The organism is Geobacter sulfurreducens PCA, from assembly GCF_000007985.2.
In the GTDB taxonomy this organism is placed as follows: Bacteria; Desulfobacterota; Desulfuromonadia; order Geobacterales; family Geobacteraceae; genus Geobacter; species Geobacter sulfurreducens.
Genome location: NC_002939.5, coordinates 2,795,066 through 2,810,245, shown reverse-complemented (window position 1 = coordinate 2,810,245; position 15,180 = coordinate 2,795,066). Strand labels below are relative to the sequence as shown.

The following is a 15,180-nucleotide window of genomic DNA, read 5'->3' as shown; positions in this document are numbered from 1 at the left end:
TCCATGATGCTTACCGACATGCACGAAACCTGTGAGCAGTGTCGTTTCGCCTATGCCCGGATCGATACCGAGTGCTGGGGCGAGACGAGCTCCCGGCGGGTCATGTGCCCCATCTGCGGCTGGACCAAGTACGAGGAGCAGGTCTGGAACTTTGCCCTGGCCACCACCGTCAAGCGGAGCGTCATGCAGGGGTACGGTGCCTACCGACTCATACCGCCCGGCGGCTTCTCGGGGTACAACGCCTTTCACGTGCCACCCTCCGGGGAGGTTGTCACCCACATCCGCCAGTTGCTCGACAGCGGCTGGAAGGGGTATCTGACCCTCTGGGACGAGGAGAAGGGAAAGGCCCGACTCCTGGCTGGCCACCCCCTCCAGAAGTTCGAGATTCCCGCGGCGGGCGACCCGTCCCCATGACCGGTGCCGTCACCATCATCGGCGGCGGCCTGGCTGGGTGCGAGGCCGCCTGGCAGATCGCCGGGCGCGGCGTGCGGGTCGTTCTGCGGGAGATGAAGCCCCAGCGCTACTCGCCGGCCCACCACCTGTCCGGGCTGGCGGAGCTGGTCTGCTCAAACTCGCTCCGGGGGGAGTCCCTGGAGAACGCCGTGGGGCTCCTCAAGGAAGAGTTGCGGCGGGCCGGCTCACTCATCATGGCCGCGGCCGACGCCACCCGGGTGCCTGCAGGCGGCGCCCTGGCCGTGGACCGGGAACTGTTCTCCTCCTACGTAACCGAGCGGATCGAGGGGCATCCCCTGATCGAGCTGGTGCGCGAGGAGGTGACGGAGCTTCCCGCCGAAGGGGTCCTGGTGATCGCCTCGGGGCCCCTGACCAGCGACGCCCTGGCCGAGCGGCTGAAGCAGATCACCGGCGACAGCCTCTACTTCTACGATGCCATCGCTCCCATCGTTGCGGCCGACTCCCTCGATTCGGACAAGGTTTTCCGGGCCTCCCGCTACGGCAAGGGGGACGGTGACGACTACCTGAACTGCCCCCTCTCCGAAGAAGAGTACGAGCGGTTCGTTGATGCCGTTCTCGCCGCGGAAAAGGTACCGGCCAGGGATTTTGAAAAAGTGGTACACTTTGAGGGGTGCATGCCCGTGGAAGAGATGGCGGAGCGGGGCCGGGAAACTCTCCGCTTCGGCCCCCTGAAGCCGGTGGGGCTCACGGACCCCCGTACCGGCCGTGAACCCCACGCGGTGGTGCAGTTGCGGGCCGAGAACCGGGAGGGAACCCTGTTCAACCTGGTGGGTTTCCAGACCAAGCTCACCTGGCCCGAACAGCGGCGAGTCTTCCGAATGATCCCCGGCCTGGAGAGCGCCGAGTTCGTCCGGCTCGGCTCAATGCACCGCAATACGTTCATCAATGCGCCGACCCTGCTGGAGCCCACCTTCCGGCTCAAGGGCGACCCCCGCACCTTCTTTGCCGGCCAGATCACCGGGGTGGAGGGATACGTGGAATCGGCCGGCAGCGGTTTCCTGGCCGGTATCAATAGTGCCCGGCTCGTGCGGGGTGAGGATCCGGCAGTTCCGCCGCCGGTCACCGCCCTGGGTGCGCTGGTGGCCCATATCACCACTGCGCCGGCCAGGCACTTTCAGCCTATGAACGTAAACTACGGACTGTTCCCGCCCCTCGAGGGGAAAGTGAAAAAGAAGGATCGCCGGGGAAGGCTTGCGGAGCGAGCCCTGGCGGAACTGGATCATTGGCTCGCAACAGTGTAGGGGCGAACCTCGCGTTCGCCTTTGACGTCGCGTGACACCAGAAGCGGGCGATCACAAGGATCGCTCCCACGGGGTATCTATGGACGACAAGGAAAAACAGGAAATATCTCTCATCGGCAGGCTCCTTTCCATGGAGGCGCTCCTGATCCTCATGGGGATCGTTTCTCTGGGCTACGGCATTGCGCGATCCCAGATCATGAACATCTTCTGGGGCGTGGTGATCCTGGTGGGGGCAGTGGTCCTTTCCTTTGTCAGGAAAAAGGACTGGAAGAAGCACTGGGAGGAGCTGGAGATCGAGAAACGCCGCCACGAGGAACGGATCAAGGCGCGAAACGAGGGAGAAAAGGATGGAAAAGGGTAGGATCGTCCTGGCGTCCGCCTCACCCCGGCGGCTGGAGCTGCTGGCATCGGCCGGGGTGGAATTCGACGTCTGTGCGAGCGATATCCCCGAGGAGCCCATCCCCGGCGAGGCCCCGGCGGATTTCGCCACGCGCCTGGCCCGGGACAAGGCCGTGGCCACGGCGGCCCGGACCGAGGGGCGCTGGTTCGTGGGTGCCGATACCATCGTGGTCTGTGCCGGCGAGATCATGGGCAAGCCCGTGGATGAGGCCGATGCCGTGCGGATGCTCAGGAAACTCTCCGGTGTTTCCCACGAAGTAATTACCGGCTATGCCGTTTACGACCGGGAACGCGACGGTCTGCTCTGCAAGGCGGTGGTGACCAAGGTCGTGTTCAAACCCTTGCGTGACGAGGAAATCAGCGCCTACGTAGCCACCGGCTGCCCCATGGACAAGGCCGGAGCCTATGCCATTCAGGGGGGCGCTGCCTATATGGTCGAGCGGATCGACGGCTCCTATACCAATGTGGTTGGCCTGCCGCTCTGCGAAGTGGTGGAGGATCTGCGCCGCATCGGCGCCCTGTGAGTTCCGGTCATGGCAATCGCCGACAATTTGACCCATATCCTGGCAAAGATCGCGGCCGCGGCCCGGCGGGCCGGGCGTGATCCGGCGTCGGTGCGCCTCGTTGCGGTCTCCAAGACCATTCCGGCCGAGGCGGTTGAGGACGCGGCCCGGGCAGGGCAGCGGCTCTTCGGCGAGAACTACGTGCAGGAATTCACGGCCAAGGCCCGTGAGGTGCGTGATCCGGTGGAGTGGCATTTCATCGGTCACCTTCAATCCAACAAGGTCAAGTACCTGGCCGGGCTCGTGACCTGTATCCATTCGGTGGACCGTCTGTCCCTGGCCGAGGAGATCGACCGCCAGTGGGCAAAGCTCGACGCGGTCTGCGACATCCTCGTGCAGGTGAACATCGCAGACGAGGAGACCAAGAGCGGCACCTCGGCGTCCGAACTCACAGACCTGGTGGCGGCCATGGCCACCCTGCCCCACGTGCGGGTCCGGGGTCTCATGACCATGCCTCCCTTCTTCGACGACCCCGAGGAGGCCCGTCCCTACTTCCGCGAGCTCAGGCGCCTGGCCGACGCGGTGGCTGCCGAGAACATTCCCGGTATTTCCATGACGGAACTCTCCATGGGGATGTCCGGTGACTTCGAGGCTGCCGTGGAGGAGGGGGCTACGCTGGTCCGCATCGGAACGGCCCTGTTCGGCGAACGGGTGTATCGTCCCTGACCAAGTCACCCGTCACTACCCCTGTGGCGGTCTTCGGGCCGTAATTCCCGTAGTTATTTCCTTAGTGGAGGTTGTAGCGCAAATGCTGTTCCGCCTGATTGTCGCGGTTATGTTCCTGGCGTCCTTCTCGTCCGCCGCCCGGGCCGTGCCCCGGCCGGTTTCGGCCGCGGATTTCTCGGTTCCCATCCTCCTTTACCACCGCTTCGGCCCCACCGTTGCCGACGGCATGACCATCAAAACATCGGTCTTCGAGGAACACCTGAAGTATCTGCGGGACAACGGCTACCGGGTGATTCCCCTGCGGCAGGTGGTGGACTTCTATCTGAAAAAGGGACCGGCGCCGCCCCCCAAGTCGGTGGTGATCGTGGAGGACGACGCCCATAAGTCGGTCTATACCGACATGCTGCCGTTGGTGAAGAAGTACCGGGTGCCGGTGACGGTCTTCATCTACCCGTCGGCCGTCTCCAACGCGAAGTATGCCATGACTTGGGACCAGCTCCGGGAGCTGAAAAAAACGGGGCTCTTCGATTTCCAGTCCCACACCTACTGGCATCCCAACTTCAAGAAGGAGCGGAAGAAACTCCCCCCGGCGGAGTTTGACCGGCTGGTGGAGTCGCAGCTGAAAAAATCGAGGGAAAAGATCGAGAAGGAACTCGGGGTGACGGTGGACATGCTCGCCTGGCCCTTCGGCATTTATGACGACGACCTGATCCGCCGGGCCGGGACGCTGGGGTACCGGGCCACCTTCACCATCGACCGTCGCCACGTGACGCCGGCCGAGAGCGTCATGAAGCTGCCCCGTTATCTCATGATCAACGCCGACCAGGGGAAGGTCTTCGCCCAGATCCTGGCCGGGAGCGGACCCCGGAGAAATGTCGTCTACTGATCCGCCCAAAAAGCATCCCTGCCCCGACTGCCGGTTCTGCCAGTGGTGCGGCGATGACCGCTGTTCCCTCTGCCTGCGGGGGTGCAAGAAAGGCAAAAAGCTCTCCCTGGCCGAGCAGGTCGAGCTTTTTGAGAAGGTGAACCGAAAGGCTTCGGCCACAGAGGACACAGAGTAGCACCGGATCTCCGCCGTCTCCACCCTGATCGCTACGGGATTCGTGACAGCCGCCGTTACGCGTTGAGAGTTATTCTCTGCGGCGAAGAAGCGTTATTTTTTGCCCAGCTCCGCCGAGCGGGCAGTAGCGGCGTCCACGGCGGCCATGACCGCTCCGCGGAAGGCATCCCGCTCCAGGGAGGCGATGCCGGCGATGGTGCTGCCGCCGGGGGAGGTGACCTTCTCCTTGAGGACGCCTGGGTGGTCGCCGGTCTCCAGGAGCAGTCTCGCAGCTCCCAGTACCGTCTGGGCCGCCAGTCTCGTGGCCACGTCCCGGGGGAGGCCGTTTTTCACGCCGGCGTCGGAAAGGGCCTCCATGAAGAGGAAGACGTAGGCCGGGCCGCAGCCGGAGACGCCGGTGACGGCGTCCATGAGCTTTTCCTCCACCACGCAGGTGGTCCCCACCAGGTCGAAGATTCCCGTGGCAAAGAACAGATCGTCATCGGTGGCGTTCCTGCCGCGACAGAGGGTGGACGCCCCTTCCAGCACCAGGGCCGGGGTGTTCGGCATCACCCGGATCACCCGGGCCGCGCTGCCGCAGACCTCCTCCATGTCCGCGGTGGTAATCCCCGCCATGATGGAGATGAGCAGCTTGCCGTCGAGCCCTGCCGGCCCCAGGGCCGCAACCATGCCACGGAACACCTGGGGCTTTACGGCCATGACCAGGGCGTCGGCAGCGGCGGCCACCCGGCCGTTGTCGGCGCAGACGTCGATGCCGTAGGTGCCGTGCAGGTATTCCCGCCGCGCTGCCACCGGTTCAGCCACCATCACGTCCGCCGCCGCGACCCCGCCGGCCAGCAGCCCTTTGATGATCGCCTCAGCCATGTTCCCGCCGCCGATGAAGCCGAGAGTGCTTCCCTTCAGCATCTTCGTCCCTCCTCGAAAATAGTATACTTTTTCCTACGGCATCCGCCGGAAAATGTCAAGCCGGTGATCAGTCGAACATGACGGAATGTTGCGGGTTTGTGAATATGTTTGGCGGGGTCAAAAAATCGTTGACACCCTGTTTTCTTTGTATTATATACCTCCCCTCGTGTCGATTGGTTTAAACGAAAAGTTTAGAAATGCTAAACCGGCTGCTTGACAGAAAGTTTAGAAATGCTAAACAGCGGGTGTAAACAAAGAGTTTAGTATTTCTGAACCAGGAGAAACAACGTGAAGATCGGCGAGCGGTTGAAGCGGCTCAGGATGATCAACTCCCTCACCCAGGAGGAATTGGCCAATCGGGCCGACCTGACCAAGGGATACATCTCCCAGCTTGAGAACGACGCCACCTCTCCGTCCATCGCCACTCTGAAGGACATCCTCGACGTGTTCGGCGTCAGCATGCAGGAGTTCTTCAGCGATCCAATCGGCGAGGACGTGGTCTACGGCAAGGATGCCCGGGTTCAGCCCTCGGCCGACGATGCGGCCGTGATGGTGGAACTCCTCGTCCCCGGCGCCCAGAACCGGGAGATGGACCCGGCCCTGGTGACCCTGGCCCCGGGCGAGGAGATGGACGAGCAGAACTTCCACGAGGGAGAGGAGTTCGGCTTCGTCCTTCTGGGCCGAATCCAGCTCCGGCTGGACGACAAGGTCTACACGCTGAAAAAGGACGAATGCTTCTACTTCACCTCGGACAAGCGCCATACGGTGAAAAATATCGGCAAGGGGCCGGCCAAGATATTGTGGGTCGTGACCCCGCCGACATTTGATTACTGATAACGCAATCGAAGGAGATCAACCAATGAGCAAGGTACTGATAATCGGAGCCGGCGGCGTCGGCCAGGTCGTTGCCCACAAGTGCGCCCAGCGCAGGGACATCTTCAGCGGGATCACCCTCGCCTCCCGGACCAAGTCCAAGTGCGACGCCATCGCCGCCCAGCTGAACAACAGCATCGCCACTGCCCAGGTGGACGCGGACAATGTTCCCGAGCTGGTGGCGCTCATCAAGAAAGAGCAGCCGAAGCTCGTCATCAACGTGGCCCTGCCGTACCAGGACCTGACCATCATGGATGCCTGCCTGGAGACCGGCGTGGACTACCTGGACACCGCCAACTACGAGCCCCTGGACACCGCCAAGTTCGAGTACTCCTGGCAGTGGGCCTATCAGGACCGTTTCAAGAGCGCTGGGCTCATGGCGCTGCTCGGTTCCGGCTTCGACCCCGGCGTGACCAACGTCTACACCGCCCTGGCCGCCAAGAAGTACCTGGACGAGGTGCAGGAGATCGATATCATCGATGCCAACGCCGGGAGCCACGGCCAGCCCTTTGCCACCAACTTCAACCCGGAGATCAACATCCGCGAGGTGACCGCTCCGTGCCGCCACTGGGAGAACGGCGAGTTCGTCGAGACGCCCCCCCTTTCGACCAAGCAGGTCTTCGATTTCCCCGAGGGGATCGGCCCCATGAACATCTATCGTCTCTATCACGAGGAGATGGAGTCCATCGTCAAGCATATCCCGACCATCAGGAAGGCCCAGTTCTGGATGACCTTCTCCGACAACTACCTGAAGCACCTGGAGGTGCTGCAGAACGTGGGCATGACCCGTATCGACGAGGTGGAGTTCCAGGGGCAGAAGATCGTGCCGATCCAGTTCCTGAAGGCGCTCCTCCCCGATCCGGGTTCCCTCGGCCCCCTCACCAAGGGGAAGACCTGCATCGGCGTCATCGCCCGCGGTCTCAAGGACGGCAAGCGGAAACAGGTCTACATCTACAACATCTGCGACCACGAGGCCTGCTACAAAGAGGTTGGCTCCCAGGCCATCAGCTACACCACCGGCGTACCGGCGGTGGTGGGCGGGATCATGATGCTGACCGGCAAATGGCACGCCCCCGGTGTCTGGAACATGGAACAGTTCGATCCCGAGCCGTTCCTGGCGGAGCTTGGGCCCATGGGGCTGCCGACGGTGGTGGTGGACGGCGGCGAGTGGCCGGAGCTGTAAGAGGAGCGCAATCTTCCGACCATCTCACCGCCGTCCTCGGAATGCTCGTTGTGCGGCGTAGCGCTGCTACGCCTCCGCCGGCATCCCTGCGGGTGCGAGGACCCGGCCGAAATCTTGCGCTCCGGCGGTTAAGGCGTTTACTCTGTGTTCCTCTGTGACCCCTGTGGTTACTGTTTTGAAAAGGTTTTGAATTTGACCGGCATCGATATCGACAAAATCCTGAAGCTTGCCCCGTCTCCCGCCTATGTGGTGGACCTGGGGCGGCTGCGCCACAATCTGGCCATCCTGGACCAGGTGCAGCGGCGCAGCGGCGCGAAGATACTCATGGCGTTGAAGGCCTTCGCCATGTGGAGCGTCTTCCCGATCATCCGGGAGACGCTTCACGGGGTCTGTGCCAGCTCTCCGTGGGAGGCCCGGTTGGGGCGCGAGGAGTTCGGCCGGGAGGTCCACAGCTTTGCCGCCGCCTTCAAGGAGAGCGACGTGGTGGAGCTGCTTCAAACCTCCAACCACCTGGTTTTCAACTCCTTCAACCAGCTGGAGCGGTTCCGGCCCCTGTGGGAGAAGGAGCGGGGACGGGTCTCGGTGGGGCTGCGGGTGAACCCCGAGCACTCCGAGGGGCACACCCCCATCTACGATCCGTGCGCGCCCGCGTCGCGGCTCGGCATCCCCCGGCGGGAGTTCGACGGCAGATCCCTCGAAGGGGTAGAGGGGCTCCACTTCCATACCCTCTGCGAGCAGCTCTTCGAGCCCCTGGCGCGGACCGCGAAGGTATTTGAAGAAAAGTTCGGCCCGTTTCTCCACGGCATGAAGTGGCTGAATCTGGGGGGCGGCCACCATATCACCCGTGAGGGTTACGATATCGACGCCCTGGTGGAGCTGATCACATACTTCAAGAGAAAGTACGGCGTGGAGGTCTACCTGGAGCCGGGGGAGGCCATCGCCATCGGCACCGGCATCCTCGTGGGGGAGGTGCTGGACGTGGTGCACAATGAGATGGACATCGCCATCCTCGACGTCTCCGCCACCTGCCACATGCCCGACGTGCTGGAGATGCCGTACCGTCCCGGCATCACCGCCGGCTTCGACCCCGGCGAGAAGGCCCACACCTACCGCCTGGCGGGGCCGTCATGCCTGGCCGGGGACGTCATCGGCGACTGGTCCTTTGATAAGCCCCTGAAGCCGGGAGACCGGCTCGTTTTCGAGGACATGTCCCACTACACCATGGTGAAGACCACCACCTTTAACGGCATCCAGCATCCGGCCATCTGTACCTTCGAGCCGGAAACCGGGGAGTTGAGGGTGGTGAGGAAGTTCGGATACGAGGATTTCAGGAGCAGATTGTCGTAGGGGGGCGATATCTTCCGACCATCTCGACGCCGTCCTCGTAAGCTTCGTTGTGCGGCGTAGCGCTGCTACGCCTCCGCCAGGCTTCCTGCGGATGCGTCGATCTGGCCGAAATCTCTCGCCCCTTTGGAAAACCGTAAACTGAAAACGATTACCTAACAGCGGCGTTAGTGCGCGAATATGGCGTCGCCAGGAGAGCATATGGAACGCTGGTCGATTAACGAATCTGCGAAGATCTACAACCTGCCCAACTGGGGCGCCGACCTCTTCTCCATCAACAAGAAGGGGAACGTCTGCGTGCACCCGTCACCCACGTCCAAGCATTCCATCGACCTGCGTGCCCTGGTGGACGATCTGATCAAGCGCAAGATCAAGCCCCCCATCCTGCTCCGGTTCATGGACGTGCTCCAGGGGCGGATCGCATCCATCAACCGAGTCTTCAAGAACGCCATCGACGAGAACGACTACCCGGCCACCTACCAGACCTTCTACCCCATCAAGGTGAACCAGCAGCGCCAGGTGGTGGAGGCCATCGCCAAGTTCGGCAAGCGCTACAATATCGGCCTGGAAGTGGGCTCCAAGCCGGAGCTGGTGATCGGCATCTCCTTCGCCACCGGCAACGGCATCCCCATCATCTGCAACGGTTACAAGGACACCGAGTATATCGAGACGGTCCTCTACGCCACCAAGATCGGCTACGACATCACCATCGTGGTGGAGAAGATGTTCGAGCTGGAGAAGATCATTGCCCTGTCGAAAAAGACCGGCATCAAGCCCAAGCTGGGCATCCGGGTGAAGCTTTCCTCCAAGGGGACCGGCAAGTGGGCCACTTCCGGCGGTGAGGACGCCAAGTTCGGCCTCCGGATGTCGGAGATCATCGCCGCTATCGGGCTCCTGGAGCAAAATGACCTCCTGGACCGGGTGAAGCTCCTCCACTTCCACATCGGCAGCCAGATCACCAAGATCGACAAGATCAAGAGCGCCCTGATCGAGGGAACCCGTATCTACGCCGAGATGCGCAAGCTGGGGGTCGGCATCCGGTACGTGGACATCGGCGGCGGCCTGGGGGTCGACTACGACGGGTCCAAGTCGAGCTACTTCTCCAGCGTCAACTACTCCATCGAGGAGTACGCCAACGACGTCATCTACCAGATCAAGAACATCTGTGAGGACGCCGGCGTCGAATGCCCCAACATCATCTCCGAATCGGGGCGGGCCACGGCGGCCCACTACTCGGTGCTCGTGACCAATCTCCTCAACACCAACACGTCCAATGCCATGCCCGACTTCGAGGAGACCCTCAACGGCACGGAAAAGCTGGCCCCAACGGTCAAGAAGCTGGTGGACATCTACAAGAGCATCGACCGCTATTCTCTGCGGGAGGACTACCACGATACGGTCCAGCTCATCCAAGAGGCGGTGAGCCTCTTCAACCTGGGCTACCTGACCCTTAACGAGCGGGCCATGGCCGAGTGGCTCCACGGTAAGATCCTGCGCAAGATCAACGGCATCGTGGAAAAGATCAAGCCGATCCCCGAGGAGCTCCAGAATTTCCAGCTGAGCCTGCGGCAGACCTATTTCGCCAATTTCTCGCTGTTCCAGTCGATTCCCGACTCTTGGGCCATCGACCAGCTCTTTCCCATCGTGCCGATCCAGCGGCTCAACCAGAAGCCCGACGTGATGGCCTCCATCGCCGACATCACCTGCGATTCGGACGGGGAGATCACCAGCTTCGTGGGCGAGAACGGCCGGACCAAGTACCTGCCGCTTCACAAGATGCGCAAGGACGAGGACTATTTCGTGGGCTTCTTCCTGATCGGCGCCTACCAGGAGATCCTGGGGGACATGCACAACCTGTTCGGCGATACCAACGCCGTCCACGTCACCTTCAACAAGAAGACCGGCTACAAGATCGATACGGTCATCCATGGCGACGCCACCTGGGAGAGCCTCAAGTACGTCCAGTACAAGGGGCCGGAGATCCTGAAGCACGTCCGCGACACCCTGGAGAAGGACGTGGCCCTTCGCAAGGTCACCATCGAGGAGAGTAGCCATTTCCTTGAGCTGCTGGACCGGACGCTCCTGGGCTACACCTACCTGGGGGAATGACGGAGCCCCACCCGCCCCCTTCCGACCGCTCGCACCCTCGATGCGGCCGGTTGAGCGTATCCGTTCGGATGGTAGAATTGGATACGTGCAACGAATCGGGAGGTGGCCATGAAACAGAGCATTCGCGCAGGACTCATGCTGGTCGTGGCGGCCCTGGTCGTGCTGGCGGCGTTTCCCGCCGCGGCCAAGGTCCGGGGTAGGGTGGTTGAGTACCGGGACGGCACCGTCACCATGAAGGGGTACCTGGCATGGGACCCGGCCCTGAAAGGGAAGCGTCCCGGCGTGCTGGTGGTGCACGAGTGGTGGGGGCACAACGAGTATGCCCGCAAGCGGGCCAGGATGCTGGCCGGCCTGGGCTACACGGCCCTGGCCGTCGACATGTACGGCGAGGGAAAGCAGGCTCCCCATCCGGACGATGCGGCCGCATTCGCCGCGGAGGTCATGAAGAACGGCAACCTGATGAAGGACCGCTTCATGGCGGCCATGAACCTGCTGAAAGACCAGCCCACGGTGGACCCGGGCCGGATCGGGGCCATCGGTTACTGCTTCGGCGGCGCGGTTGTGCTGAACATGGCTCGCCAGGGAGTTGATCTGGCCGGAGTGGTGAGCTTCCATGGCAGCCTTGCCACAGACCGGCCGGCCGAGCCGGGCGGAATCAAGGCCCGCGTCCTGGTGCTCAATGGTGCGGCAGACCGCTTCGTTCCGCCGGAGCAGGTCGGGGCGTTCGCCGCTGAAATGGCCCGGTCCGGTGCCGAGTTCGGTTTTATTTCCTATGCCGGGGCCAAGCACAGTTTCACCAACCCCGAGGCAGACGCCTTTGCCAAACGCTTCGGTCTCGACGTGGCCTATGACGCCCGTGCCGACCGACGGTCATGGGCGGAAATGAAGCGCTTTTTCCATCTCTGTTTTTCCGGCGGATAACCGGACCTTCGTAACGGCGGCAGGTAGCCGCACACACCGTTGCGCCCCGAGAGAGGCCAGGCATCCCCGGCCTGAACCTCTCCCGGGGCGATCCCTCCGTGTTTCTTCAGAATTTCCCCACTAATGTTTTGGTGTTGACCGTCCTCTGTTCATCGGCCGCGTTCCGAGGGGGCATTTGCCCCAGTAGTGCGTATTTTCGCCCGACTATTGCTAAAGGAACACCCCTTTCCGGTCGATACAATCATAAGGAACCGCATGTGGCCAGCTGCCCGGACGACGACCTGAACGGTGCCGCCGATTTCGCTTCAGGGGTTTTTATGAATGGGTTTCGCGACGATGTAATCCTGCTTGTGGACGACGACCGCGGCCATGCACGCCTCATCGAGAAGCATCTGGCCCGCATGGGGGGCATGCAGCATGTGATCTGGCTCGACAACGGACGCAGGGCCCTCGACTTCATCTTCGAGGAGGGCGAGTTCGAAGGGGTCAAGACCCTGCGGCCCTGTCTCGTGATCGCGGACCTGAACATGCCCGAATTGGGCGGGGTGCACGTCCTGTCCCGGCTCAAGGGAGATGAGCGTACCTCGTCCATTGCCGTAGTGATCCTCACCACCTCCGATAACCCGGCGGAGATCGAAGCCTGTCATGAACTCGGCTGTGACGCCTTTCTCCGGAAGCCGATGGATAGCGACGGCTTCGTCCTGGTGGCCGAGCGGATCGTCTCTCTCATTGGGGACGGCACGATTAGCGCTGGCGAATGAATAGGTCTATATTTTGCATATTTATATATTAATTCAATCGTCAAGCGCTGGGTACGACACGACACGATGAGGTGGGCCAATGGCCGAATCACGTCCGATCCGGATTCTGTACATGGAGGACAACCCCGCTCTCGCCCGGCTGCTCCAGAAGAGCCTGCTGCGCAAGGGGTACCAGGTTGATGTCGTTGCCGATGGCGCGGCCGGGCTTACCGTGCTTGAAGGGACCTCCTACGATCTGATTCTGGCGGACTACGATATGCCCGTCTGCGGCGGCATCGAGGTGATTGCCACCCTTGCGGCCAGGGGTGTCGATATCCCCGTCATCATGGTTACGGGCAACGGAAGCGAGAAGGTGGCAGTGGAAGCCCTCAAGCAGGGGGCGGCGGACTACGTGGTGAAGGACCTGGAGATGGGGTACATCGAACTGCTCCCCATCGTGATCGAGCAGGTCCTGACCCGGCAGGAACTGCTCCGGGAAAAGGAATTGATGGCCGAGATGATCCGCGACCGGGAGGAGCGCTATCGCCGCTTGGTGGAGTTGTCGCCCGACGGCATCGCCATCCACGTGGGGGACCGGATCGCCTTCATCAATGCCGCGGGGGCCCGCCTGCTGGGGGCATCCGATCCGACGGGGGTGATCGGCCGGCGGGTAGCGGACCTGGTGTCCCCCGATTACCTCTGCCTGGTCCGCGACCAGCTCGCGTCGGAATCCACCGGCTCCGATGCCGTGCCCTGGTTCGAGGAACGGCTCACCCTCCCCGGTGGCCGAGCCGTCGACGTTGAACTGGCGGCAGTCCCCTTTTCCCACGAGGGGGAAGAGGCGTTACAGGTTATTATTCGTGATATAACGGAAAAGAAGCTGGCGAAAAGACGACTGGAGTTCCTGGCTCACCACGATCCCCTCACCGGCCTGGCCAACCGGGTGCTGTTTTTCGACCGCCTCGACGTGAGCCTGCGCCAGGCCGAGCGGGACCGGCAGTGTGCCGCGCTCCTCTTCATAGACCTGGACCATTTCAAGGGAGTGAACGATGTCTTCGGCCACGACGCCGGCGACGTGCTCCTGATGGAGGCGGCCAGGCGCATCGAATCATGCCTGCGCAAGGCCGACTCGGTGGCCCGGATGGGGGGGGACGAATTCACCGTCATCCTCACCCGGGTTTCAGGCGAAGCCGACGCGGCCATGGTGGCGGGCAAGATCATCGAAGCACTGGCCGTGCCGGTAGCGCTCGCCGGCGGCGAATGTACCGTCGGGGCCAGTATCGGCATCAGCATGTATCCCCTCGATGCGGCCGATGCGGAAAGCCTGCTCAGAAAGGCCGACGCGGCCATGTACCGGGCCAAGCGCCTCGGGAAAAACCGTTTCGCCTTCGCGATGCACGATCCCTGCGCCGGGGCGGTAGACGCTGCGCCGCAGGCGTGTGCCGGATCCCCGTGCTAGGGAGCTGCCGTCATATGTCCATTGTTCGATTTTTCTGCGCGGCGCTGGCGGCCGTCACCGTGGCGGTCGCCGGCGATGCCCGCGCCTTGGACCTGCTGGGCGAGAAACTCGCCCTGCACGGGTTCGCTTCCCAGGGCTACCTGGACAGCACCGGCAACAATTTCCTGGCCGATACCCGCGACGGGACCTTCCAGCTCAACGAGTTCGGGCTTACGCTCACTTCTCGCCTCACCGACCACCTCCATCTCGGCGCCCAGCTGCTCTCCCGCGACTACGGCGACGTGGGCGACAACGAAATCCGGCTCGACTGGGCCCTGGCCGACTATCGCGTTCACGACCTGATCGGCGTGCGGGTAGGCAAGATCAAGCGTCCCATGGGGCTCTACAACGAGGGGCGCGACTCGGATTTTCTCCGTCCCATGATATTTCTCCCCCAGAGCATTTACGACGAAACCCGTCGCGACATGCTCATCGCCTGCATCGGCGGCGGCCTTTACGGCAACGTGCCCGCCGGCCCGCTGGGCGATTTCGACTACCAGTTTTTCAGAGGCTGGTTCGATTTTCCCGACGATTCCGTCATCGCGCGAGCCACGCGGGCGAACGCCCAGACCTTTGCCACCCGCAAGGGGCTCGGCACCGTGACCGACGTGACCATGGACAACAAGTACGTGGTCGGCGCACAGCTCATCTTCAACACCTCCATCGACGGCCTGCGCGCGGCGGTATCCTGGCAGCGCGGCCGCCACGACCTGACCCTGAACGGCGGAGCGCTCCCGCCGGGAGAGCTGGCCATCCGCGGCAAGTACGTCTACTCCCTGGAATATGTGAACGGCCCCCTCACGCTGGCCAGTGAGTACGCCGAAACAGACCGCGAGCAGCGGCTCTTCGGCCAGCTCACCATGGACGGCCGGACCCAGGAGTGGTACGTGATGGGAACCTGGGCCTTCAATGAACAGGTGAGTCTCTCGCTGCTCTACGATGTGTTTTACAACGACAAGCACGATCACGACGGGAAGGCCTACCTCCGGCAGGGGCGGCCCGACTACCTGGGCTGGCGCAAGGATTTCGGCGCCGGGCTCCGCTTCGACATCAACCCGTCGTGGACCGTCAAGGCCGAATGGCACCAGGTGGACGGTGCTGCCCTGTACCTGGAACTCTACAACAGTCCGCAGGATATGAAGCGGCGCTGGGGCTACGGCGCCGTGAAGGTTTCATACAATTTCTGACACCCAACGGCGGTGG

At 62.6% G+C, this 15,180-nt stretch carries 16 protein-coding genes; 15 read left to right on the top strand and 1 reads right to left on the bottom strand.

Annotated features, from left to right (window positions below):
* The first annotated feature begins 3 nt into the window (after positions 1-3).
* The 7 genes from GS_RS12800 (at position 4) to GS_RS12770 (ending at position 4,404) form a co-directional block, all read left to right on the top strand.
* On the top strand, positions 4-414 hold the full coding sequence (locus GS_RS12800; RefSeq protein ID WP_010943184.1) for a hypothetical protein: 411 nt from the start codon (positions 4-6) through the stop codon (positions 412-414).
* Positions 411-1,715: a methylenetetrahydrofolate--tRNA-(uracil(54)-C(5))-methyltransferase (FADH(2)-oxidizing) TrmFO gene (gene trmFO / locus GS_RS12795; protein ID WP_010943183.1), complete on the top strand. Its 1,305-nt coding sequence runs from the start codon at positions 411-413 to the stop codon at positions 1,713-1,715. Before GS_RS12800 ends, trmFO begins: the two co-directional genes overlap by 4 nt.
* 79 nt (positions 1,716-1,794) lie before the next feature.
* A complete protein-coding gene (locus GS_RS12790; protein ID WP_010943182.1) occupies positions 1,795-2,076 on the top strand; it encodes a hypothetical protein in 282 nt (93 codons plus the stop codon).
* The gene (locus GS_RS12785; protein WP_010943181.1) at positions 2,063-2,638 is read left to right on the top strand and encodes a Maf family nucleotide pyrophosphatase; all 576 of its coding nucleotides are present in this window, start codon (positions 2,063-2,065) and stop codon (positions 2,636-2,638) included. Before GS_RS12790 ends, GS_RS12785 begins: the two co-directional genes overlap by 14 nt.
* A 9-nt stretch (positions 2,639-2,647) precedes the next feature.
* Entirely contained in the window at positions 2,648-3,343 is a 696-nt protein-coding gene (locus tag GS_RS12780) for a YggS family pyridoxal phosphate-dependent enzyme (RefSeq protein ID WP_010943180.1), read from the top strand.
* A gap of 82 nt (positions 3,344-3,425) precedes the next feature.
* Positions 3,426-4,229 carry a polysaccharide deacetylase family protein gene (locus tag GS_RS12775; RefSeq protein ID WP_010943179.1) on the top strand — a complete coding sequence of 268 codons (804 nt, stop codon included), beginning with the start codon at positions 3,426-3,428 and terminating at the stop codon, positions 4,227-4,229.
* Positions 4,216-4,404: a hypothetical protein gene (locus GS_RS12770; protein WP_010943178.1), complete on the top strand. Its 189-nt coding sequence runs from the start codon at positions 4,216-4,218 to the stop codon at positions 4,402-4,404. Before GS_RS12775 ends, GS_RS12770 begins: the two co-directional genes overlap by 14 nt.
* Positions 4,405-4,496: 92 nt before the next feature.
* Here GS_RS12770 and proC read toward each other — a convergent pair whose 3' ends face one another.
* Positions 4,497-5,309 carry a pyrroline-5-carboxylate reductase gene (gene proC / locus GS_RS12765; RefSeq protein ID WP_010943177.1) on the bottom strand — a complete coding sequence of 271 codons (813 nt, stop codon included), beginning with the start codon at positions 5,307-5,309 and terminating at the stop codon, positions 4,497-4,499.
* A gap of 288 nt (positions 5,310-5,597) precedes the next feature.
* On the opposite strand from proC, the gene GS_RS12760 reads away from it, so the two are divergent.
* From GS_RS12760 to GS_RS12725, 8 genes are all read left to right on the top strand, one after another.
* On the top strand, positions 5,598-6,143 hold the full coding sequence (locus GS_RS12760) for a cupin domain-containing protein (protein WP_010943176.1): 546 nt from the start codon (positions 5,598-5,600) through the stop codon (positions 6,141-6,143).
* A gap of 25 nt (positions 6,144-6,168) precedes the next feature.
* Positions 6,169-7,365: a saccharopine dehydrogenase family protein gene (locus tag GS_RS12755; RefSeq protein WP_010943175.1), complete on the top strand. Its 1,197-nt coding sequence runs from the start codon at positions 6,169-6,171 to the stop codon at positions 7,363-7,365.
* Between the two features lie 192 nt (positions 7,366-7,557).
* Positions 7,558-8,712 carry a carboxynorspermidine decarboxylase gene (gene nspC, locus GS_RS12750; RefSeq protein WP_010943174.1) on the top strand — a complete coding sequence of 385 codons (1,155 nt, stop codon included), beginning with the start codon at positions 7,558-7,560 and terminating at the stop codon, positions 8,710-8,712.
* Positions 8,713-8,910: 198 nt separating this feature from the next.
* Positions 8,911-10,818 (top strand): arginine decarboxylase, encoded by a 1,908-nt coding sequence (gene speA / locus GS_RS12745; RefSeq protein ID WP_010943173.1) that lies wholly within the window; start codon positions 8,911-8,913, stop codon positions 10,816-10,818.
* Between the two features lie 108 nt (positions 10,819-10,926).
* Positions 10,927-11,739, top strand: coding sequence for a dienelactone hydrolase family protein (locus GS_RS12740; RefSeq protein WP_010943172.1), 813 nt, complete (start codon positions 10,927-10,929; stop codon positions 11,737-11,739).
* Between the two features lie 257 nt (positions 11,740-11,996).
* Positions 11,997-12,500, top strand: coding sequence for a response regulator (locus tag GS_RS12735; RefSeq protein WP_235044896.1), 504 nt, complete (start codon positions 11,997-11,999; stop codon positions 12,498-12,500).
* 79 nt (positions 12,501-12,579) lie between these two features.
* Positions 12,580-13,938, top strand: a complete 1,359-nt coding sequence (locus GS_RS12730) for a diguanylate cyclase (protein WP_010943170.1) — start codon at positions 12,580-12,582, stop codon at positions 13,936-13,938.
* Positions 13,939-13,952: 14 nt separating this feature from the next.
* Complete coding sequence (locus tag GS_RS12725) at positions 13,953-15,164, top strand: hypothetical protein (RefSeq protein ID WP_010943169.1); 1,212 nt, start codon at positions 13,953-13,955, stop codon at positions 15,162-15,164.
* Positions 15,165-15,180 lie beyond the last annotated feature (16 nt).